The sequence below is a fragment of the Acinetobacter sp. 8I-beige genome (genome assembly GCF_902505955.1).
Classification (GTDB): domain Bacteria; phylum Pseudomonadota; class Gammaproteobacteria; order Pseudomonadales; family Moraxellaceae; genus Acinetobacter; species Acinetobacter johnsonii.
On the sequence record NZ_LR732792.1, the window covers coordinates 371908 to 394492 of the forward strand.

Consider the following 22585-nt stretch of genomic DNA (forward strand, 5'->3'; position numbering starts at 1 on the left):
AAGCGATGATCAGGACAAAACGTATCATTTAAAACCAGATCGTATTTGGCAAAAGTGTGAAAGATATAGATGATTGCAAGTCAAAAAGCTGTGTTTTTTCAATCAGCTGGTCTTTTAAAATCCTTAAAAATATAGACTATGGTCGTGATGCAAATGTAGAGTTAAATTGCTATTTTAACATTGAGTACATCTATACCTAATATTTATTAAATAAATGATTTAATTGAAAACAATAACTTACATAAATATTTTGGTTGTTCGGTCGGCTGAATAGCCAGTGCTTGACTGTTTTTTTAACAGATAAAGCTGTAAAATTCATCTATTCTTTTTCAAATTTTATTGATCTCCTATGAACAACTTGTCTACAACGTTGTGGTCGCACATTCGTACGGTCCAAGATTTTCCAAAACCTGGGATTTGCTTCTTCGATTTAACACCATTGTTTATGAGCAATATTGAGCCTTTAACCGACGCGTTAATTGCAAGTATTCCTGCTGAGCAGTTGGCGGAAGTAGACAGTTTTGTTGCTGTAGAAGCGCGTGGTTTTGTGCTTGCGAGCTTATTGGCACAACGTTTAGGTAAAGGTTTATTGTTGGTGCGTAAAGCGGGCAAGCTGCCACCACCAGTGGTGGGCGTGGGTTATAGTTTGGAATATGGTTTAGACCGCTTAGAAATGGCAGCCAATACCCCATCGCAAAAAGTGATTATTGTAGATGACGTTTTAGCGACAGGCGGGACATTAAAAGCCGTTAAACAGTTAGTGGCAAAATGTAATCATGAAGTGCTCGGTGCCAGTATTTTTCTTGATTTGCCTGATTTGCATGCTGACTTAGGTTTAAAGATTTGGTCAGTGTTAGATGACAAATCGAAACCAGAATCTGTTGCTGCATAAGCACATTAAAAAGCCTTGGGACATCCAAGGCTTTTTTTATTTATATAAATATTGTTGTTCTAGATGTTCAATCAGTTGATTAATATTTTCAGGTTTAAGTAGTCGGTGATGTCCACCTTCAACCGCTTGAATTAACATATAATTTTCTAAAATTTCCTGTGCTGCATACATATCAATTAATTCATCTCCCAGCTCCAAGTAGGCCACTTGCGGTACATTGTGGTCTAAGTCAGTATCATTAATGCTTGGGTAATCATCGCGAAAGTCAGGCGCTAAGCGTGGGTTGGCAATCACACATGGAATTTGATGTAGCAGTGACATTTTCAATGCCCAATACGCACCAATACAATGCCCAACAATAATCTCAGGTTTTATTTTTTCAATAATATCGTCGTAGAAACTGGCTACGGTAGAAAAATTGAGATAGCGATAATCGATATCGATACAAAATTTCTGCTTTGCATCAATGGCATGGAACTTAGTGGACTCGCGAGAGGAGTCTAATCCATGCAAAAACAAAATTTTAGATTCGCATCTGCTCATGATTTATCATTCAATTAAAAAACTAAATTATTTTATGAGTGGAGAAAAGTTTACTTTTCCACGATTTATAATGTCCATTGTAGAGGGATTAACCGTGAAATGAAGTTAGCTTTTGGTCTAAGAAATAGACAGACCTTTTATACGGTGGGTGTCTTAGCTCTGAAATAAACAGGATGTATACTTTTTTATATACCGCGTGGTTTTTGATGATGCTCATTCGTCTGGAATTCTGCTATGCTATGCAACTTCCGTTTTTTAATACATATACGAGGCAGAGATGACGCAACAAAACGCTCAATCGACTTCTGAACAAGCCATTTCCGAAAACGATTTAATTGCACAGCGTCATGCCAAGTTAAAGCAGATTGAAGATCAAGCCAAACAAACGGGCACTAGCCCATGGCCAAACACCTTTAAACGTGAACATTATGCGCAAGACTTACAAGATCAATTTGCAGACAAAAGCAAAGAAGAAATTGAAGCAGCAGAGCATGTTTATGTGTCTGTAGCGGGTCGTGTGATGTTGAACCGTGGTTCATTCATCGTGATCCAAGATATGACGGGTCGTATCCAGTTATATGTGGCGCGTAAAGAGTTAGCACCAGAAACTTTAGAAACCATTAAGAGTTTAGATCTTGGCGATATTATCGCGGTGAAAGGTTATATTGGTCGTTCAGGTAAGGGTGACCTTTATGTACATATCGAACACTTTGAGCTTTTAACCAAGTCGCTTCGTCCACTTCCAGATAAATTTCATGGTCTAAACGATACTGAAGTTAAATATCGTAAGCGTTATCTTGACCTAATTGTGAACGAAGAAACACGTAAGACTTTTGAAATTCGTGCCAAAGTGGTTTCAGGCATTCGTGCATTCTTAACTGAACAGCGCTTCATGGAAGTAGAAACACCGATGATGCATGTGATTCCAGGTGGAGCATCAGCGCGTCCATTTGAAACACATCATAATGCTTTGGATATGCCACTTTTCTTACGTATCGCACCTGAGCTTTACTTAAAGCGTTTGGTGGTTGGTGGTTTTGAGCGTGTGTTTGAAATTAACCGTAACTTCCGTAACGAAGGTGTTTCGACGCGTCATAACCCAGAATTCACTATGATTGAATTCTATCAAGCTTATGCAGACTATAAAGACTTGATGGAACTTACCGAAAATATGCTTGAACGCTTAGCGCTGGACATCTTGGGTTCAACTGATGTGCCTTATGGTGAAGAAGTGTATAGCTTCAAAGGTCCATTCAAGAAAATTTCGATGTTTGATGCCATTCTTGCACACAACCCACAGTTCACGCCTGAAAATGTCAATGATCGTGAATTCTTGGCAAAATTTGTGCAAGAAGAGCTGAAAGAGCAGGTAAAACCAGGTTTTGGTCTGGGCAAACTTCAAACCATCGTATTTGAAGAAACTGTTGAAACTCAGCTACGTCAACCGACTTTTATTACAGAATATCCAGCTGAAACATCGCCATTGGCACGCCGTAATGATCATAACCCACATATTACGGACCGTTTTGAGTTCTTTATTGGTGGTCGTGAACTTGCGAATGGTTTCTCCGAGTTGAATGACCCGATTGACCAAGCTGAGCGTTTCCAAGCACAGGTTTCAGAAAAAGACGCAGGTGATGATGAGGCAATGCACTACGATGCAGACTTTGTTGAAGCACTTGAGTATGGTTTACCACCGACAGCGGGTGAGGGTATCGGTATTGACCGTTTAGTCATGTTATTCGCTAATGCAGCAAGTATTCGTGATGTGATTCTGTTCCCACACATGCGTCATAAAAACTAAGTTTGATCTGAACATAAAAAGCCTGCATTCATTGCGGGTTTTTTTTGATCTTTACAACATTACTAAATAGAAAAGCTTGTAAAAAAGAGATAAAAAAAATAAGGTAACACTTAGCTTTAAGTCCTGAGAATAAAACGGAATGTTTCTAAAAAAAACACTTGCAATCGCTGTGCTAATGGGTGCAACAACGAGTATCTTTGCTCAAGGTCTCGTTTTAAATGATCAAAATTTAAGAACAGATCTAAACTGGTTAAATCAGCAGGGTGTGATTCAAATTAGCACATCTACATGGCCAATGAGTGGTGATGAAATTCAAAGAGTATTGTCTCAGGCTAAAGTTGCGACTCCTGCTCAGCAAAAAGTTATTGAGTCAGTGCGAGTTCATCTCGATCGTGAGAACACGATGTTTAAAGCACGTTTATTTGCTGAGAGTGATCAAAAACAAATTCCGCAAGCTTTTGGTGATCAAGAAAAGGCACAGTACCAAGCAGGTTTGGAATTTAATGCCGGTGGTGAAAATTGGGATGTTCGCCTTAGAGTGAATGGAGAAAAAGACCCACAAATTGACAACGATCAAGACGTTAATGTTGAAGGATCTTACATAGCTGGAAAATTGTGGAATCAATGGTTAATTGCTGGCCAGATACCGACATATTGGGGACCAGGTCATGATGGGAGCCTTTTACGAGGTGATGCGAGTCGCCCAGTCTATGGCTTTACCGCTCAGCGTGCAGATCAATCAGCTTTTGAAACAAAATGGTTGTCATGGATTGGCCCGTGGCAATATCAAGCATTTGCAGGTCAATTAGATGATTATTCTGCTGTGCCTGATGCTAAATTAGTGGGTTTACGTCTTACAGCACAACCTTTACCTTATTTAGAATTAGGCGCTTCCCGTGCTTTTCAATGGGGCGGAGAAGGTCGTCCTGAAAGTTTAAGTTCATTATGGGATGCTTTTGTCGGAAATAAAGACAATGGTGGAACTGGGGAACCAGATCCATCTAACCAAGTTGCTGGTTTTGATGCTCGATTGAATTTTCAGCAGTTGTTGAATATACCTATGAGTCTGTATGGACAATATGTAGGTGAGGATGAGGCTGGTGGATTACCTTCTAAAAAAATGTATCTTGCTGGCGTAGATTATTCGTCATCTTTTAAAAACATGCCATATCAACTTTATACAGAATGGGCTGATACTCGTACCAACCGTGACGCGTTAGGGGTTTCATATAATCATTCAACTTATACCGATGGTTATTACCAACATGGTTTCCCATTGGGGCATGCTATGGGTGGTGATGGTGAGATGATTTCTGTAGGTGGAGATATTCGATTTGATCCAATGAATCGTTTAAATGGTCGATTATTATTTGCAAAGGTTAATCAATCTGGCCGTATTACCAATGCAGCCTTTCCTGAAACAGATGATATTAAAGCTATCGATTTAACTTGGTCACATTACTTAAGATCATTTGTACCAATCAAAATTAATGGTTGGTTCAGTGATTCTGATTTACATGGTAATGATGCTGGTGCATCGATTGGTATAGAAATACCTTTAGATAAACGCGTTTTTCATTATTAATATTTGAGAGTGATAGAACCCGCATTTATTGCGGGTTTTTTATGGCTTGTGCAATTAGCTTAACTTTCTTTGGTATCATGTTGATATATAAAATCAACAAGCTGTTTTGTATTGAGTGTTATTTTTAGTCTTCTAGGTTGTGAGTTTGATAAGTCATATACATAGAACTTAAATGAAACCGATTATAGGTATTTGTAGATGTATTGCCAAGCAGAAACATGGATGAAGAGTCGAAGCGTGGAAGGGTGAACAGGCTTAGTGCTTTGAATGAAGTTGATGTAATATTTGAGTTTATTTGGGGGATATATAATTGTTGAATAAAACTTATAGGGCTTATCAATTTTGTTTTATATGAGGTTTTTGCATATAAATATAATAAAACAAGCAATAGTGTGTATAACTAAATCTTTATAATGAATATATATATTTTTAAAAGTGTAATAAGTACACGATTTTTGTGAGTTGGTGCTGTCAATGTCATTAAATGAGGAAAGACTTACTCATCTTAAACAGCTTGAAGCTGAGAGTATTCATATTATTCGCGAAGTAGCTGCTGAGTTTGAAAACCCAGTGATGCTTTATTCTATTGGTAAGGATTCAGCAGTGATGCTGCATCTGGCGCTCAAAGCGTTCTATCCTGCCAAGCTTCCATTTCCGCTTCTACATGTAGATACGGGCTGGAAATTTAAAGACATGATTGCTTTCCGCGACAACATGGCAAAAACCCATGGCTTTGATTTGATCGTACATCAAAACAAAGAAGGGAAAGATGCGGGCATTAACCCATTTGACCATGGTAGCTCAAAATATACCGACATCATGAAAACTCAAGGCTTAAAACAGGCACTTGATAAATACGGTTTTGATGCGGCATTTGGTGGTGCACGTCGTGATGAAGAAAAATCACGTGCGAAAGAACGTGTCTATTCATTCCGTGACTCGAAACACCGTTGGGACCCAAAAAACCAACGTCCTGAACTTTGGAATCTTTACAACGGTAAAGTGAACAAAGGTGAAAGTATTCGTGTGTTCCCACTATCAAACTGGACTGAGCTTGATATTTGGCAATATATCTACTTGGAAAGCATTCCATTGGTTCCACTTTACTTAGCTGCAGAACGTCCTGTGGTTGAGCGTAGTGGCACCCTGATTATGGTTGATGATGAACGTATGCCTTTAAAAGAAGGCGAAGTTCCACAAATGAAATCGGTACGCTTCCGTACACTTGGTTGTTACCCACTTACGGGTGCAGTAGAGTCAACGGCAAATACCTTACCTGAAATTATCCAAGAAATGTTGCTTGCAACCAGCTCTGAACGTCAAGGTCGTATGATTGACCATGATGAAGCGGGCTCGATGGAGAAGAAAAAGCAAGAAGGTTATTTCTAAAATCTCCCTCTAGCCCCTCTTTAAAAAAGAGGGGGGAACTCCCGAAATAAATGGAGGAAAGTCCTCCTTTATCAAAGGGAGATTTAGAGGGATTAAAGAGATTAAAACCGATTTCTAAAGAATATGTGGAGTTTTGAGCAATGTCTCATCAATCAGAACTGATTAGCCAAGATATCTTGGGCTATCTAAAACAACATGAAAATAAAGACCTATTACGTTTTCTGACTTGCGGGAACGTCGATGATGGTAAGTCAACTTTAATTGGTCGTTTGCTTTACGATTCAAAATTGATTTATGAAGATCAATTGCAAGCAGTAACTCGTGACTCTAAAAAAGTCGGTACGACAGGCGATGCACCTGACTTAGCACTCCTTGTCGATGGTCTACAAGCTGAACGTGAGCAGGGTATTACCATTGATGTGGCTTATCGTTATTTCTCAACTGAAAAACGTAAGTTCATCATTGCTGACACACCGGGACATGAGCAATACACGCGTAACATGGCAACGGGTGCGTCGACTTGTGACCTTGCGATTATCTTGATTGATGCGCGTTATGGTGTACAAACTCAGACGCGTCGTCATACTTATATTGCAAGCTTACTGGGCATTAAGAACATTATTGTTGCGATTAACAAAATGGACTTGGTTGAATTTTCTGAAGTGCGCTTCAATGAAATTCAGACGGAGTATGCAGGTTTTGTGGCGCAATTGGGTGACCGTAAGCCAAACAACATTATCTTTACGCCTATTTCAGCATTGAATGGTGATAACGTTGTCAATAAATCACCAAATACGCCATGGTATAAAGGCGAAACGTTGATGGGTACGCTTGAGTCTGTGGAAATTAACCGCAGTTCAGTGACCAACGATTTCCGTTTCCCTGTGCAATATGTGAACCGTCCAAACCTCGACTTCCGTGGTTTCTGCGGTACGGTTGCGCTGGGTGATGTATCGGTAGGTGACAAAATCGTGGCTTTACCATCAGGTAAGTCATCGACGGTTAAAGAAATCGTTACTTATGATGGGAACTTAGAGCGTGCCGTTGCAGGTCAAGCCGTAACGTTGACGCTGAATGACGAAATTGATATTTCGCGTGGTAACGTGCTTGTGCGTGCGGATCAAGCTGCGCCAGAAATTTCACGTTCGGTCAATGCCACTGTGGTTTGGATGGCAGATCAACCGCTGGTGATTGGTAAGTTGTATAACTTAAAAGTGGGCACGCAAACGGTTCCTGCAAAAGTCACTACAATTAACTACCGTACCAATGTGAATACATTGGAAAAAGTACAAGTCGATAGTCTTGAGCTGAACGCGATTGCTAATGTCACGGTTGAGTTTGATGCGCCTGTGGTATTTGATCGCTACCAAGACAGCCGTTATACAGGTTCGTTTATCTTCATTGACCGTTTAAACAACGTGACGATTGGTGCAGGTATGGTGGAAGAGTCTGTGGAATGGTCTGCGCATAGCAACCCTGTCACAGCGGAAGACCGTGCTGCACGTTTAGGTCAAAAACCTGCTGCGGTGACTGTATCTACGAAAGCACTTGAAAATGCACAAGTACTTGAAAACTTGTTAATTCAACAAGGTGTGGTTGCGATTGCGAAAGCAGGTCTAACTGCTGATCAGGTTGCACTAGTACGTGAAACAGGTGTGGTTGTGGTGACTGACCTTGTCGACGGTACAGATGTCGCATTCACTCAAGATGCGGTTGAAGAGCTAGCTGATAAAATTGTTGAATTGGTTCGTCTATAAGAGATTGAGCTGATTTGAAGGAACCCACCGTAAGGTGGGTTTTTTATTTCTATATTAGATGGATAAATATTATTTAAATCAATAATGTGATATTTCAATAAAAATTCAGTGCGATTGAATGCCTCTTTTGTAGATAGGTATTATGAAAAAAATATTATTATTTATCGGTTTAACTTTAACTTTTGCTGCTGATGCTAAACAGGCTACGCAAAGTGATGAAGCGATTAAGAAGGAAATTATTCAACAATCGATATAAGCATATTCAGGAAATTGTTCTTGTCCTTACAATACTGCAAGAAATGGAAATTGGTGTGATAAACGTAGTGCTTACAATCGAGTCGGTGGCGCTGCGCCACTATGTTATCCAGAAGACGTGAGTGATCGTATGGTCAAAGAATTTAAAAGGCGAGCGTAATTTAAGTTTGATTTACAAGGCTTGGAAAATGAAAGAAAACCTGCGGAGATACAAGTTTTCTATTTTTGTGAGGGATTAGACAAGCTTCAATTATTGAGATTGTTAATCGATTGGTTTTGTTAGGAAGTCTCATTATCTTTGTTTAAGCGCTTTTTCAGCTTATTCACATAGCGTTTAAATGGCCAAGTAAACTGCTTCACAAAACTGTTTGGAATTTTATAGCCGACTGTGCCATATACACTGGCCAAATGATTAGGCATATAAATTGATTTAAAAATCACGTCATAAAGTGGAATAAAGGCTGCATAATTTTTATCAATCGCAGGCTTTTCGGAAGAATGATGCCAGTGGTGAAACTCAGGTGTTGCGATCAGCCAGCGCAGATAGGGAAAGCGAAAACGCACGTTGGAGTGAATAAAAATGGCATGGAAAGAAATAAAGACCAAATATGCAAAGACCGCAGAGGTATGAAAACCTAACAAGAAAATTGGTAAAGTTGCGATAAAACGGGTCATTAACACTTCAACGATGTGTAAGCGTGAAGAGGCTAGCCAGTCCATTTGTTCCGTTGAATGGTGAATGGCATGAAAGCGCCATAAAAAGTTCACTTCATGCATCGCACGGTGTAACCAATAGGTGGTGAAGTCCACCACAATCAATAACTCAATAAACTGCAACCAAATTGGCTGCGCCTGCACATAAGGCACAATCGGGTTATTGGGAATGTGCGTGATCCAATACTGAATAGGCATGACCGTTAAAAATGAAAAAAGCTGGATGCCAATATGGCTAAACATGAAATATTTCATGTCTGTGACCCAGCCAACGCGCAGAATTTTCTGTTCAGTGTTCTTTGCAAAGAATCCTTCAAGTGGTATGAAAACCAAAGCAAGGATGATTAAGGTAATAACGAAATAATCAAAACCTGCATAAAAGGGTAGAGCAGGCAATGTCGGTGCTTTGATCAGTCCACAGCCTAAAATAGCCGCTAAAATGGTGATACACAAACCATAAAAACCATATTTATTCTGTTTAATGATCGCACTATAGGTACCAAAGCCAGCACTGATTACAATGCCAAACAGTAAGGTATAGTAGAAAACATCATAGTGTTTGCTATATAGCGGGCGTAGCTCTGGTGTGGTGAGCACAGTGGGAAATAAAAAACATAAAGCAGCAAAAATACCCAAAAAGCCTAAGGAAACAGAAAGAAATGCACTGATCTTGCCTTGCCCAGCATTGAGTTGTAGGTTTTCAAATTTTTTTCTAAGTTGATCTGTCATTTTAATTTAATTCTGAATTTTAGGAGTTTTGTCAGAGTTCACTTGAGGGGGGAACGTGAAAACAGAGGTTAAATTTTAGCGGTATTGCAACTGTTCAGCAATCTTATCTAAAAATATCAAGTAATCCTTCACGTTTACCCATTTGATCTTAAATTTTGATGTTCTATTTCAGGATTTGAGGTTGCAATCCTTAAAAAATTAACTAAGATATATCTTAATAATTTAAAGATGTATCTTGTTTATGTCTAAAGCACAAAAAGTTGAATCCTTTACTCATTTGGAAATAGCAGCAGTGTTACGTAAACAGCGCCTATTTGAAGCGGGTCAGATGAAACTTTTAGCCTTACATCTCATTTCATTCGCACCTAAATATGGCTATGACCTTATTAAAGAAATGAGTGAAATTGTGGGAGGGGGCTATTGCCCAAGTGCAGGAACGATCTATCCAACCTTGAATTATTTGGAAGAGCAGCAGTTTGTTCAGGTCGCGTTAGATGATGCTGAACGTAAGCAATACCGTATAACGGCCTTGGGTTTGAAGCATCTTGAGGTTGAGCAAGCAAGTGTGGAAAAGATTTTATCTCGTTTCGATACGCGTAAAAAAATTCAAAATAATGAACAATATCTTGACATTAAACGTGCGATGGAAAACCTCAAAGCTTCCTTAAAGCTCAAGATCCAACACAGTGAGCTGAGCGCTGAACAAATTCGTGTTATTGCAGAAAAAATCGATCAAGCAGCGGTGAATATTGCACGTCTCTAGGAAAACAGAATGAAACAACATACTTATGAAGTCACACTCAAACACATTGCAGATGCTCAAGGCAACCCGTCGACCTATGCCGATACTTTGAGTTTTAACAGCTATAACCACGACGATATTTTTAACGTGTTACAGGTGATTCAAAACAGTCAAATGCTGGATGATGAAGCAGCGAAATCATTTACTGTTGGTTTAAAGCTCTTTAGTGAGGTGATGCTAGAGCATAAAAACCTTCCACTCTTTAAAGATTTTATGCCACATTTTGGCCAGTTTATGAAAGCTTTAAAACAAACCGTTAAAACGCAAAGTCAAAGCTAATTTTTATTTACTCAGGTCGATTATGTTCAACACGCTCCCCAAAAATCATATCAAACATTTAAATTGGTTAATGCCTTTATTGCTTTCAGGCTTGATGAGTGGTTCTATTTCTGGTTTTAACTTGCTTCTAAATAAAGGCTTAGTGCATAATTTTTTCCATCTTTGGCTCAAAAGCTGGGGCTTATCTTGGTTGATTGCATTTCCTCTGATTATGGTGTTTTTGCCTTTGGTTCGTAAATTTCTAATGCAGTTTGTATCTTTGCCTGATCAGCCACGCAACTGAATAGCTGTGTTTTTCATTTGGCCCGAATCGTTCTAAGTAATGCTTGAGAGGGATGTCGAGAGCAGTCGCAGCTTGCTTTTTTTATCAATGATCAGCGCTATCACGTAGCAAAATAGGCTTCACACTATACATAAGTACGGTGTTCTTCATTTCAATTTATTTCTATGATCAAATAGGTCTATGAAACTTGAAAAATATCGCAAGAGTTAGGAATAAATCATGTCACAAACAACGATGCAACAGGTCATTATTACAGAGCCGGGTGGTGTGGATAAGCTGGCATATGAAACAGTGACGATCCCTGAAGCAAAAGCAGATGAGGTCCTGGTTAAGGTCCATGCGTTTGGTATTAACCGTCCAGATATTTTACAGCGTCAAGGTTTATATCCAATGCCGCCTGGGGTAACACAAGTGCCGGGGCTTGAGGTTGCAGGTGAGGTCGTTGCAGTTGGAGCTGAAGTTACCCAGTTTAAATTAGGCGATAAAGTTTGTGGTTTGACCAATGGTGGTGGTTATGCAGAGTATTGCGTGGTTCCACAAAGTCAAACTTTACATATTCCAGAAAATGTAAGCTTTGTGGAAGCGGCGGCTATTCCTGAAACTTTTTTCACGGTCTGGGCCAATGTGTTCCAAATGGGTAAAGCCAAAGCAGGGGAAGTAGTGTTGGTACATGGTGGAACCAGTGGTATTGGGACCACGGCACTCATGCTATGTAAAGCATTGGATATTAAAACCTTTGCAACCGTCGGCAGCGATGAAAAAGTACAAGCCATTGCGAATTTGACAGATGCCATCAATTATAAAACCCAAGACTTTGAACACGTGATCAATGAGAAAACGGATAATGCTGGTGTTGATGTGATTTTAGATATGGTGGGTGCACCGTATTTAGAAAAGAATTTGAACTTGCTCCGCCGCGATGGACGTTTGGTTTATATTGCCTTTTTAGGAGGGGCAAAAGCCAAAGATGTTAAGTTGGGGCAAATTATGATGAAGCGCTTAACCATCACGGGTTCGACCATGCGTGCACGAAATACGGCTGAGAAGGCTGAGATTGCACAAGGTTTACAAGATCATGTAGCACCACTATGGGCCAAAGGCCAGTGCTTGCCAATGATTTATCAAACTTTTGAGTTCGATCAGATTCAAGCAGCGCATGCGTGCATGGACACGGGTGAGCATGTGGGTAAAGTTGTGGTAAAAATTCTGTAATATTTCTACAGTATAAAAAGTAGAGCTGACCTAGTGTCAGCTTTTCTTTTGTCTAAAATTTTCCAAAAAATAAAAATAATGTACTGAAAACAGAAATTAATTTCACAAAGATTAAAAAATGATAACTGTTCGACACAACCTGTCAAAACCGTGGTGTAAATTTGCAACTAAATTTAAACCTGACAAATTTACGTGGTTTTAAATGAAAAATAAAACAGAAAAGAGGGTTGTCATGAAAATTTTATCGACATCATATACACATGCGCATGGTTTCCGTGCGCTCAAGCGCTTGCATAAGGCGGTTATCTATAATAGTGTTTTACCTGATGAGTTACACAAGTTGTATAAAGCCTTAATTCATTTTGAGCGCTATATAGAGCGATTAGCGCATCAGCAAACCGCTGTAAAGAAGAAGAAATCTAACAAACATTGAACGCTTTTTTTTGATAAAAAATGAGATAGCTTGAAAGCTGACCGTTTGTCTTTTACTTAATATTATTCAGTGATTTATATTGAATATAATGCTTAGGCATTTAACTATAAATAAAGACACAACATTGATTGTGCAGCGAGGGCAATATGAAGCGTAAAGCTTCAACACATGAACGCCTTGCGGAGCGTTTAGCAAATATTTTGACTAAATTAAATACTGGGTATCAATTGGGGGTTGCAGAACTAGCACATGAATTTCAGGTGAGTACTCGGACAATAGAGCGAGATTTTGACCGTCTCAATACGTATTTGCCTTTACTTCAAGATGAATATACCAAGAAGTACTTTTTAGATCCTGTTTATCTTGGGCGCTTTAAGCTACAAGACATTCAGAACTTTGCGCAGCTTTCTGGGATCAGTGAGCTCTATCCATCTCTAGATATGTCTTTTCTACGTGGCCTGCTTGATGAGCGAGCGAATCAAGTGTTCTCTGCCAAAGGTTATTATTATGAAAATGCACAGCAATTTGCTGAACATTTTCAGGTTTTTGCGGGCGCTATTCACAAGCGTCAAAAAATCAGTTTTATTTATAATGATCGTTTGCGACATGTTGACCCGTATCGATTAATTCATCATCAGGGCAGTTGGTATTTGGCTGCAGCTGTAGGTGATGAATTACGTGCTTATCGTTTAAGTAAAATAGAGCAAGTGATTGTACATGAGTCGGAGCTTTTCAAACACCATTTAGAAGTTTTGACCCAATTAGAGCTCAGTGAGGGGATTTGGTTTGCAAAGCATAAGCAAACGGTGAAAATATCGGTGCGGCCTGAAGTTGCCTTATATTTTAAGCAACGTCTGTTATTGCCAGAGCAACAAATCGTACTAGAAGATGCATCAGGTGGTTTGTTAATTGATTGTCAAATTTGCCATGAAATGCAACTTTTACCTTTGGTGCGTTATTGGATTCCATACATTAAAATTATTGAGCCAGCTCATTTTCAAGAAAAATTAGAACAAGATCTGCAACATTATTTATTACCACCCTTATCGTGATACACGAATGAGATATTATTTTTAAGAGAGTCAATATGCTCTCTTTTTTTTGCATTGTATTGTGATTTTTCTATAGGCATAAAAAAACCAGCTTAACGCTGGGTTCTTTATATGCACCATGCTTAGAAGTATAAGAATGGTGCCCGAGGCCAGACTCGAACTGGCACGCTTTGTGGGCGGGGGATTTTAAATCCCCTGTGTCTACCGATTTCACCACTCGGGCTTTAACAAGATGGAGGCGGAGGTCGGAATCGAACCGGCGTCCACGGAGTTGCAGTCCGCTGCATGACCACTCTGCCACCCCGCCGCGTCTTGTTGATGCGTATATTAGCAAGCTCTGAAAAAAAAACAATAGTGCTTTCATTCGTATGCGCATAAAAACAGCATATAGCGAAAAATATTTAAAATTATCATGTATTATGTGCAAAATTGATTCATATCAACACTTGGAGATGTGCCGTGGCATTAGTTTTAGATGGTCGTGCATTGGCAAAACAAATTGAAGCTGACTTGTTAACTCGCGTTGAAGCGCTCAAAGCAAAATCAGGTCGTACCCCAATTCTTGCGACTATTTTGGTGGGTGACGATGGTGCATCTGCAACTTATGTACGTATGAAAGGAAATGCCTGCCGTCGTGTTGGTATGGACTCACTTAAAGTTGAACTTCCAAAAGAAACCACCACTGAACAATTGTTGGCAGAAATTGAAAAACTGAATGCCAATCCTGATGTTCACGGTATTTTGCTTCAGCATCCAGTGCCTGAACAAATTGATGAGCGTGCATGTTTTGATGCAATCTCTCTTGCAAAAGATGTGGATGGCGTAACTTGTCTTGGTTTTGGTCGTATGGCTATGGGTGAGGCAGCATATGGTTCTGCGACACCCGCAGGTATTATGACTATTTTGCAAGAAAACAATATCGAAATTGCTGGAAAGCATGCTGTCGTTGTAGGACGTTCTGCAATTTTAGGTAAGCCAATGGCTGCGATGTTACTTCAAGCCAATGCAACTGTAACGATCTGTCACTCACGTACTCAAAACTTAGCTGACTTTGTAAAGCAAGCCGATATTATCGTGGGTGCGGTTGGTAAGGCAGAATTGATTCAAAAAGATTGGATCAAACAAGGTGCAGTGGTTGTTGATGCTGGTTTCCATCCACGTGATGGTGGTGGTGTAGGCGACATTCAATTGGTCGGTATTGAAGAAGTAGCTTCTGCGTACACACCTGTTCCAGGTGGTGTTGGCCCAATGACGATTACGACACTAATTCGTCAAACGGTTGAAGCGGCTGAGAAAGCTTTAGGTTAATTTTTATAAAACTCTAAAATCAGTTTTATGTTGGTTTTGGAGTCGTGACATCGTCATTTGCTGCTGTTCGAGGCCGGACTAAATTCGATAAAAATGTTTCTGCGAAGCAGTAAATAAATGATGATTTCAGTCGAGTTCAGCAAATGACCATGGTTTTACCTACTTTTGCCAAAACAAAAGTAGGTCTAGCCGAAGGCTAATTCCTCAATCTAAATCTTAGCTGCAAGAACCCGCAGTAAAAGCATAAAAATACTCAATAACTTATGAGCTGTACTTTCCAATTCCCCAAAGCCCCAGATCATTTACTTCAAGCCTTGCATGAAGTGATTCCAAACTGTGAATTGCTTGCGCAACAGCTTCCTGAAACATCTATTTCCTTGTGGCTCATTCCTCCTGTATTTCCAACCAATAAACTGGATGATGAAATCATTCGCCGTATTTGGAATGAAACGCCATATTGGATCTTTTGTTGGGCTTCAGGCCTAGCCATGGCGCAGTGGTTACTGGCGGAGCCTCATCATGTCAAAGATAAGGTAGTGTTGGATTTTGGCGCAGGTTCAGGTGTGGTGGCGATTGCAGCCAAAATGGCGGGCGCAAAACGTGTGATTTGTTGCGATATTGATGCAGTTAGTTTAGATGCTTGCCGTGCCAATGCAGAGCTGAATAGCGTAGAGCTAGAGTATTTAGATGATTTATATCAATCAGAATTGGTTGATGTTTTATTGGCTGCCGATGTTTTATATGATCAATGCAATCGTTTCTTTTTAGATGAATTTTTAAAGTTTGCACCTGAAGTTTGGGTGGCGGATAGTCGTGTTAAAAATTTTAGCCATCCGAAGTACATGAAGCTCGATGAGCGTAGTGCCACAACTTGGCCAGATCTAGATGAGTCACCAGAGTTTCGTAATGTGAGTTTTTATCGAACTTTAGAGACTAAAAAAGGGCACTAAGCCCCTTTTTTATATATCAGAAGTATTAAGAGCAGGTATAGCGAACAACATGCAGTGTGCTTGGTCGTGCTTCAAGTGACTCGCGTGTTGCAAAGTTTTCACCTTGGTGTAAGTCGGGTGTATTGCTTAAGCCAAAAGTGGCACGGGTTTGACCAATTTGGCGGCCATATTCGGGAACATCTGCTGCAGTGTTAGGAATTTCATTAATACTTAAAATCGCCAATTTATAATTTTTTTGTGAACCTAAAACTTTTTGGCAAGCACGTTGTAATTTATTTTCATCGAGTTGCTGGTTCTTACGAGCAGCAAGCGTATAAGCAAGGGTAGCACTCGATTCTGATTGATATTCAATTTGATAGCCAACATTGCCATTGTATTGGCGAGGCGTGCTTTGACATGCAGATACTGCTAAAACGATACAGCTTAGGCCTAAAAGTTTATACATATTTTTCATATAAAGAGTTCCTAACATTATTCTTGTTCTTAGTATGCCATACACAGGTGTATTTCACGATATTTCAATCGATCAAGTTTCAGCAAAAAAATTGATTAAACATAAAAAATGCCTTCATTCGAGAAGGCATTTTTTATGTTTAGTTTATTAACTTACATGCTTACTTTAAGCATTAATGATCGGTAATCATACTGTGCTTTTTGGTGTCTTTCATAAAGATGTAAGTCAGTAGAGATAAACCAATCATGAAGGTGATGTAGTAAAAGAAGTAGTTTTCGTGTCCTGCATTTTTAAAGCTCAACGCTACAAGCTCTGCTGTGCCACCAAAGATGGTATTGGCAATCGCATAAGGCAGGGCAACCCCTAGTGCACGAATATGCGCTGGGAAGAGCTCTGCTTTGACTACAGCATTAATTGCGGTATAACCCGTTACAATCACCATACCGCTCATACATAGCATAAATGCGGTTGTTGGACTGCTGGTTGAACCTAGACCGTTGAAAATTGGAATCGTGAACAGTACACCTAATACACCAAAAGTGATCATAATTGGTTTACGACCAATTTTGTCAGACAGTGCACCCACCACAGGTTGTAATAGCATGAAGACAAAGATTGCTGCTGTGGTGATCTCTGTTGCTGTGGTTTTCTCAAAACCTGAGGTGTTAACCAAGTATTTTTGTAAATACGTCGTAAAGGTGTTGAATGCCAGCGTTCCACCCGCAGTCAGCATAATCACAGTGAACGCTTGCTTTGGATATTTGGTAAATAAAGCAAGTGCGCTAGATTTTGGGCCACCATTTTTAGCCTGTTCTTGTGCATCTTTTGAAGATTGGGTTTCAACCAAACCACGACGAATCCAGAACACCACAATGGCAAGTACAGCACCAATGAAGAAGGGAATACGCCAGCCCCATTCAGATAACTGTGCTTCGCTCATGGTGCGTTGTAAAATGATCAACACACACAGCGCCAAGAGCTGACCTGAAATGAGAGTCACATACTGAAAACTAGAGAAGAAACCACGATGGTTTTTTCCAGCCATTTCCGTTAAATAGGTTGCGCTTGAACCATATTCTCCACCGACACTTAAACCTTGCAATAAACGGGCAAAGAGTAATAAGGCAGGTGCGAGCATACCCACACTGGCATAGGTGGGTGCACAGGCAATAATCAAAGATCCTACACACATTAAAGATACAGACAGGGTAAGACCTGATTTACGTCCTTTACGGTCTGCATAAATGCCCATGATCCACGCGCCAATAGGACGCATCAGGAAGCCCAGTGCAAAGACTGCTGCAGCTTGTAAGAGTTTTACCGTGTCATCCCCTTCAGGGAAAAACTGTGGCGCGAAATATAAGGTAAATGCGGCATAGACATACCAGTCATACCATTCAACTAAGTTGCCAGCTGAACCACCGAGAATCGATTTTAAACGGGTTTTTTTATCGATGCTTACTGGAGCAGTTTGGGGAGATAGATCAGTCACAAAAATTTCCCAAGGAGAAGTTCGGAAAATACATCTTTTAACTTTTTAAATAGAAAAAGTTAAAACAATATATTTTAAGATTAAACAAAAAATTCTGTTTCGTTATACGCCCCTTATTCTTGGACTTCATTCGACTTTAGTCTAAATGCTGGTATGATTTATATGCTGTTAAGTTTTTCTAATGAATATCTTTATTTTAATGGGAAATTATCATTTTACTTATCTAGAACAAACCCTTGTGATTTTTAAATGTGTGAATAGTCAATTAAAATACAAGGGGTTATGGTGATTTTTAATTTTATGGTGAATGTTGATTTTTAGAAAGGAACGTGTTTTTTAGCTTGGAAATTAGTCGACTTTTCACTGAATAGTCAAAATTAAAAATTAAATTGTAAAAATAGATGCGGGTATTAATTTATTTATAGTAAAGAATTTTCTCTGATTTGACTGGCTTTGGAATATGACAAGGTTGGATTTTGATGTTAAGTTTAGCGTGAAGAACAAAAATAACACAATAACTCAATGAGAGAGGTGAATATGCAAGACACAGATGCCATTTATGATATTGCCGTTGTGGGCGCGGGCATCAATGGGGTGGGCATTGCAAATGATGCTGTAGGGCGTGGTTTAAGTGTTTTTGTCTGTGAAAAAGATGATTTAGCCAGTCATACGTCTTCAGCCAGTAGCAAGCTCATTCATGGTGGATTGCGTTATCTCGAACAAAAAGAATTTCGTTTGGTGCGTGAAGCTTTATTAGAGCGTGAAGTACTGTTAAAAAAAGCCCCACATTTGATCCATCCTATGCGTTTTATTATGCCGCATTTGCCTTATTTGCGTCCTGCATGGCTAATTCGTTCAGGCTTATTTATCTATGATTATTTGGCAAAACGAGAAACATTGGAGGGTTCGGAGCTTGTTCATTTTAATGTCGATAGCCCGCTAAAAGACACCATTAAACGTGGTTTCGAATATTCAGACTGTACTGTAGATGATGCACGTTTGGTGGTGGTTAATGCAATCCAAGCACACGAGCTAGGGGCTCAAATACGAACACAAACGCGATGCATTTCTGCGGCTCAGCAGGAGGGTGTGTGGTGCCTAACGCTAGAGCATCAAAAACAACACTACCAAATTAAAGCTCGAAGCTTAATCAATGCAACGGGTGCATGGGTCACAGATTTTATTCAACAACAACTGTCTCAAACCCCAAAGGCAGGCATTCGATTAGTTCAGGGCAGTCATATTATCGTGAAGCGTTTATACCCGGAACCGCATGCGTTTATTCTACAAAATGATGATCAACGCATTGTGTTTGTAATTCCTTATTTAGATGAATACAGCCTGATTGGTACCACGGACGTAGAGTTTGAGGGCGATGCAAATCATGTCCACATTTCCGAGCAGGAAACGGCTTATTTGACTGATGTGATTAATGACCACTTCAAGCTTCAATTACAGCCAGAAGATGTAATTTCAAGCTTTGCAGGCGTAAGGGCGCTGTATGATGATGCAAGTACACAAGCCTCTAAAGTGACACGTGATTATGTACTGGCGATGTCTAAACCTGTCGCAGATGATGCGCCATTGTTATCTGTTTATGGTGGAAAGTTAACGACTTATCGAAAGTTGGCGGAAGCGGCTTTGCTACAGTTGAAACGTTATTTTCCACACATGAAGGCGGAATGGACGGCTGCGGCAAAACTCCCAGGTGCGGAAGGTTTTAGTTCAGTCGAGGTTTTATGTGCTGAGTTGATGCATGAAATCAAAGGGCTAGAGTCTCAAACAGCGCATCGTTGGGCAAACAGTTATGGTAGTCGAGTGTGGCATATGCTCGCTGAGAACAAAGATGTACAAACTTTAGGGCAGTCTTTTGGCCATGGTTTGTATCAGCAAGAAGTGGATTATATGGTGAAACGTGAGTGGGCCATCAGCAGTGAAGATATTTTAAAACGACGGACTAAACTGTATTTAAAATTTGATGCCCTAGAAGCTCAAGCTTTAGACCTCTACTTGCAGGATTTACACCTGCGTCGTATGCAAGGGGATGCTGCATAGTGTGAAGTATGTGTAATGGCTACAGTTGATTTTGTTCTATTAAAAAAGCCGCTATCGCAGCTTTTTTAGATTTAAATTTCGATTTCGCCGACTTGATGTGCGCACTCAGCAAAACGCGGATAAAGTTCAATCACGCTGCCAGAAAAATCTCTAACGGCTTTGATGCGCTTTTTGATCTCAAATTTAGTTGAATCAGGGGTGTCTTTGATCGAGTAAACATGAAGTGCTGGCTGAGTTGTTGCTACTTATTTTAGTCGTGATTGGCTGGATGAATTTTGTTGACTTATATAGTTTTAAAATTATAAATAGATTAAAAAAAGACCGCTTACGCGGTCTTTTTTTTGCTTAATTTAAAGATTAAGCAGATTGCTTAACAGCATCTAAAAGTTCGTTTTGACGAGCTTTAAGTGCAGCTGGTAGGCGTTCACCAAGTTTGTCGAATAGTTCAGTGTGGCTTTCAAGCTCTTTGATCCATTGATCTTTGTCTTGAGAAGTCACAAGGTCAAACTGGGCTTTAGTGAAGTCAGAACCTGTCCAGTTCAACTGTTCATAAGTTGGAACTAAACCAATTGGTGTTTCAACTGCATCAGCACGGCCTTCACAACGGTCAATAATCCACTCAAGAACACGCATATTTTGACCGAAACCAGGCCATACGAAGTTACCTTCAGTATCACGACGGAACCAGTTCACGTTGTAGATGCCCGGAAGTTTGTTGCCCGCAGCTTTAGCTTTCGCTGCAACTTCTTCACCAAGCTCTAACCAGTGAGAGAAGTAATCCGCCATGTTGTAACCCGCAAATGGAAGCATTGCGAATGGGTCACGACGAACAATACCTTGTTGGCCAACGGCCGCAGCAGTTGTTTCAGAGCCCATAGTTGCAGCTTTGTAAACACCATCTACCCAGTCAAATGCTTCTGAAATTAGAGGCACTGTGTCCGCACGGCGACCACCAAAGATGAACGCTGAAATTGGAACACCTGCTGGATTTTCCCAGTCAGCATCGATAGAAGGACATTGACCTGCTGAAACAGTGAAGCGCGCATTTGGATGGGCCGCTTTTTCTGCGCCAGTGTGAGGTTGACCTTTCCAGTTAGTCAGGTTGGCAGGTGCTTCTTTAGTAAGACCTTCCCACCATACTTCACCGTTATTAGTTACCGCAACGTTGGTATAGATCACGTCTTTGTGAAGTGTAGCCATACAGTTCGGGTTGGTCTTGGTATTTGTACCAGGCGCTACACCGAAGAAACCGGCTTCTGGGTTGATTGCGTATAAGCGACCGTCTTCACCTGGTTTGATCCAAGCAATATCGTCACCTACAGTTTCAATTTTCCAACCTTCGTAGCCTGCTGGTGGAATCAACATTGCGAAGTTTGTTTTACCACAAGCAGAAGGGAATGCCGCTGCGATGTAGTGTTTTTCGCCTTGAGGATTAGTCACACCAAGGATCAGCATGTGTTCTGCTAACCAACCTTGTTGACGACCCATAGAAGACGCAATACGTAAAGCTAAGCATTTTTTACCTAACAATGCGTTACCGCCGTAACCAGAACCGTAAGACCAGATTTCACGTGTTTCTGGGTAATGCACGATGTATTTTTCAGGGTTGCAAGGCCATGCAACGTCTTTTTCGCCATCAGCAAGTGGCGCACCAACAGTATGTACGCAAGGAATAAATTCACCGTCTGTACCAAGAACGTCATAAACAGCTTTACCCATGCGAGCCATTTTAGACATGCTAACTGCTACATATGGAGAGTCAGTTAATTCGATACCAATATGCGCAATATGAGAACCTAATGGGCCCATAGAGAACGGTACTACATATAAAGTACGACCTGCCATTGAACCGTCAAACAAACCATTTAGGCGAGCACGCATTTCAGCAGGCTCTTCCCAGTTGTTTGTTGCACCAGCATCTTCTTGTTTTTCAGAGCAGATGTAAGTACGACCTTCAACACGAGCAACGTCAGAAGGATCAGAATTAGCAAGATAAGAACCAGGATGCGTTTCTTGGTTAAGCGCTTGCATTGTGCCGTTAGCGATCATCAAGTTGATATAACGTTGATATTCTTCTTCGCTGCCGTCACACCATTCAATTTTCGCTGGTTTTGTTAATTTTGCAATTTCTTCCACCCACGCAATAAGCTTAGGGTGACGAACGAATTCTGGTGCGTTCACTTGGGTCATGGTGAGGCCTATCTCAAATATGTACACGTTTGTACAAAGTACAATCTCAGCAATAAAATTTACTGCAGAGATGAAAAGATGAAAAAAAAGTGGCTGTATTAAAGCATAATTTGATAAAAAAAATAAGACCAAAGGCGTATCTAAATTATGAACAGTTCGATGGGGTTGCTTCATTTTAACTATTAAAAAACAATAGTTTGGTTTGATTTTTTGCTTTTATTTTGTGTATTTATTATATTTATGAGGATTATTCATTTAAGATATTAGTATTAAAATCATATGCTTGCATTTATTTTGTGATTGAGATTTATTATTGATTAAATAAATGGTAGTCATTTGAATTTTACATAACAAAACTGTTAAGTGTTGAATATTTGGACAAAAATAGAGCAATTACTTCAAGTTTA

Annotated in this window: 19 protein-coding genes, 2 tRNA genes and 1 pseudogene; 15 read left to right on the plus strand and 7 right to left on the minus strand. The window is 40.0% G+C overall.

The genetic code is table 11. The features are described from left to right. Positions 1–349: 349 nt before the first annotated feature. Positions 350–892 carry an adenine phosphoribosyltransferase gene (locus GVX98_RS12095; protein WP_058869209.1) on the plus strand — a complete coding sequence of 181 codons (543 nt, stop codon included), beginning with the start codon at positions 350–352 and terminating at the stop codon, positions 890–892. Between the two features lie 36 nt (positions 893–928). On the opposite strand, the gene GVX98_RS12100 is transcribed toward GVX98_RS12095, so the two are convergent. Continuing rightward, positions 929–1435, minus strand: coding sequence for a YqiA/YcfP family alpha/beta fold hydrolase (locus GVX98_RS12100; protein WP_010326266.1), 507 nt, complete (start codon positions 1433–1435; stop codon positions 929–931). A gap of 277 nt (positions 1436–1712) precedes the next feature. Between GVX98_RS12100 and lysS the strand changes: the two genes are divergently transcribed. The 5 genes and pseudogenes from lysS (at position 1713) to GVX98_RS12125 (ending at position 8385) form a co-directional block, all read left to right on the plus strand. Then, positions 1713–3239 carry a lysine--tRNA ligase gene (gene lysS, locus GVX98_RS12105; RefSeq protein WP_062034107.1) on the plus strand — a complete coding sequence of 509 codons (1527 nt, stop codon included), beginning with the start codon at positions 1713–1715 and terminating at the stop codon, positions 3237–3239. A 139-nt stretch (positions 3240–3378) separates the two neighbouring features. Further along, positions 3379–4824, plus strand: coding sequence for a capsule assembly Wzi family protein (locus GVX98_RS12110; RefSeq protein ID WP_159128212.1), 1446 nt, complete (start codon positions 3379–3381; stop codon positions 4822–4824). A 474-nt stretch (positions 4825–5298) separates the two neighbouring features. Then, a complete protein-coding gene (gene cysD / locus GVX98_RS12115) occupies positions 5299–6213 on the plus strand; it encodes a sulfate adenylyltransferase subunit CysD (protein WP_004694369.1) in 915 nt (304 codons plus the stop codon). Between the two features lie 140 nt (positions 6214–6353). Then, complete coding sequence (gene cysN, locus GVX98_RS12120) at positions 6354–7970, plus strand: sulfate adenylyltransferase subunit CysN (RefSeq protein WP_159128213.1); 1617 nt, start codon at positions 6354–6356, stop codon at positions 7968–7970. 142 nt (positions 7971–8112) lie between these two features. Beyond that, positions 8113–8385 (plus strand): annotated as a pseudogene (locus GVX98_RS12125) (hypothetical protein). 119 nt (positions 8386–8504) lie between these two features. On the opposite strand, the gene GVX98_RS12130 reads toward GVX98_RS12125, so the two are convergent. Further along, complete coding sequence (locus GVX98_RS12130; RefSeq protein ID WP_159128214.1) at positions 8505–9668, minus strand: sterol desaturase family protein; 1164 nt, start codon at positions 9666–9668, stop codon at positions 8505–8507. Positions 9669–9909: 241 nt separating this feature from the next. Between GVX98_RS12130 and GVX98_RS12135 the strand changes: the two genes are divergently transcribed. The 6 genes from GVX98_RS12135 (at position 9910) to GVX98_RS12160 (ending at position 13729) form a co-directional block, all read left to right on the plus strand. Continuing rightward, entirely contained in the window at positions 9910–10431 is a 522-nt protein-coding gene (locus GVX98_RS12135; RefSeq protein ID WP_159128215.1) for a PadR family transcriptional regulator, read from the plus strand. Positions 10432–10440: 9 nt separating this feature from the next. Beyond that, the gene (locus tag GVX98_RS12140; protein ID WP_005399862.1) at positions 10441–10749 is read left to right on the plus strand and encodes a DUF3861 domain-containing protein; all 309 of its coding nucleotides are present in this window, start codon (positions 10441–10443) and stop codon (positions 10747–10749) included. A 22-nt stretch (positions 10750–10771) separates the two neighbouring features. Then, a complete protein-coding gene (locus GVX98_RS12145) occupies positions 10772–11032 on the plus strand; it encodes a DUF2798 domain-containing protein (RefSeq protein ID WP_159128216.1) in 261 nt (86 codons plus the stop codon). A gap of 219 nt (positions 11033–11251) precedes the next feature. Further along, complete coding sequence (locus GVX98_RS12150; protein WP_159128217.1) at positions 11252–12244, plus strand: NAD(P)H-quinone oxidoreductase; 993 nt, start codon at positions 11252–11254, stop codon at positions 12242–12244. A 232-nt stretch (positions 12245–12476) separates the two neighbouring features. Next, positions 12477–12677: a hypothetical protein gene (locus GVX98_RS12155; protein ID WP_004980994.1), complete on the plus strand. Its 201-nt coding sequence runs from the start codon at positions 12477–12479 to the stop codon at positions 12675–12677. A gap of 146 nt (positions 12678–12823) precedes the next feature. After that, the gene (locus GVX98_RS12160; protein WP_159128218.1) at positions 12824–13729 is read left to right on the plus strand and encodes a YafY family protein; all 906 of its coding nucleotides are present in this window, start codon (positions 12824–12826) and stop codon (positions 13727–13729) included. A 137-nt stretch (positions 13730–13866) separates the two neighbouring features. On the opposite strand, the gene GVX98_RS12165 is transcribed toward GVX98_RS12160, so the two are convergent. Together GVX98_RS12165 and GVX98_RS12170 are read right to left on the minus strand one after the other, a co-directional pair. Next, positions 13867–13952, minus strand: a tRNA-Leu gene (locus GVX98_RS12165). A gap of 10 nt (positions 13953–13962) precedes the next feature. Next, positions 13963–14036 (minus strand) — tRNA-Cys (locus tag GVX98_RS12170). 152 nt (positions 14037–14188) lie between these two features. On the opposite strand from GVX98_RS12170, the gene folD reads away from it, so the two are divergent. Beyond that, positions 14189–15037, plus strand: a complete 849-nt coding sequence (gene folD / locus GVX98_RS12175) for a bifunctional methylenetetrahydrofolate dehydrogenase/methenyltetrahydrofolate cyclohydrolase FolD (protein ID WP_010326278.1) — start codon at positions 14189–14191, stop codon at positions 15035–15037. Between the two features lie 263 nt (positions 15038–15300). After that, entirely contained in the window at positions 15301–15987 is a 687-nt protein-coding gene (locus GVX98_RS12180; protein ID WP_004980983.1) for a methyltransferase, read from the plus strand. 25 nt (positions 15988–16012) lie between these two features. On the opposite strand, the gene GVX98_RS12185 is transcribed toward GVX98_RS12180, so the two are convergent. Next, positions 16013–16441: a hypothetical protein gene (locus GVX98_RS12185; protein ID WP_004980981.1), complete on the minus strand. Its 429-nt coding sequence runs from the start codon at positions 16439–16441 to the stop codon at positions 16013–16015. 172 nt (positions 16442–16613) lie between these two features. Then, positions 16614–17933 carry an MFS transporter gene (locus GVX98_RS12190; RefSeq protein WP_004694344.1) on the minus strand — a complete coding sequence of 440 codons (1320 nt, stop codon included), beginning with the start codon at positions 17931–17933 and terminating at the stop codon, positions 16614–16616. Positions 17934–18470: 537 nt separating this feature from the next. Here GVX98_RS12190 and glpD point away from each other — a divergent pair. Beyond that, positions 18471–19988, plus strand: coding sequence for a glycerol-3-phosphate dehydrogenase (gene glpD, locus GVX98_RS12195; protein WP_159128219.1), 1518 nt, complete (start codon positions 18471–18473; stop codon positions 19986–19988). A 357-nt stretch (positions 19989–20345) separates the two neighbouring features. Here glpD and GVX98_RS12200 read toward each other — a convergent pair whose 3' ends face one another. Further along, on the minus strand, positions 20346–22178 hold the full coding sequence (locus GVX98_RS12200) for a phosphoenolpyruvate carboxykinase (GTP) (protein ID WP_159128220.1): 1833 nt from the start codon (positions 22176–22178) through the stop codon (positions 20346–20348). Positions 22179–22585: the final 407 nt, after the last annotated feature.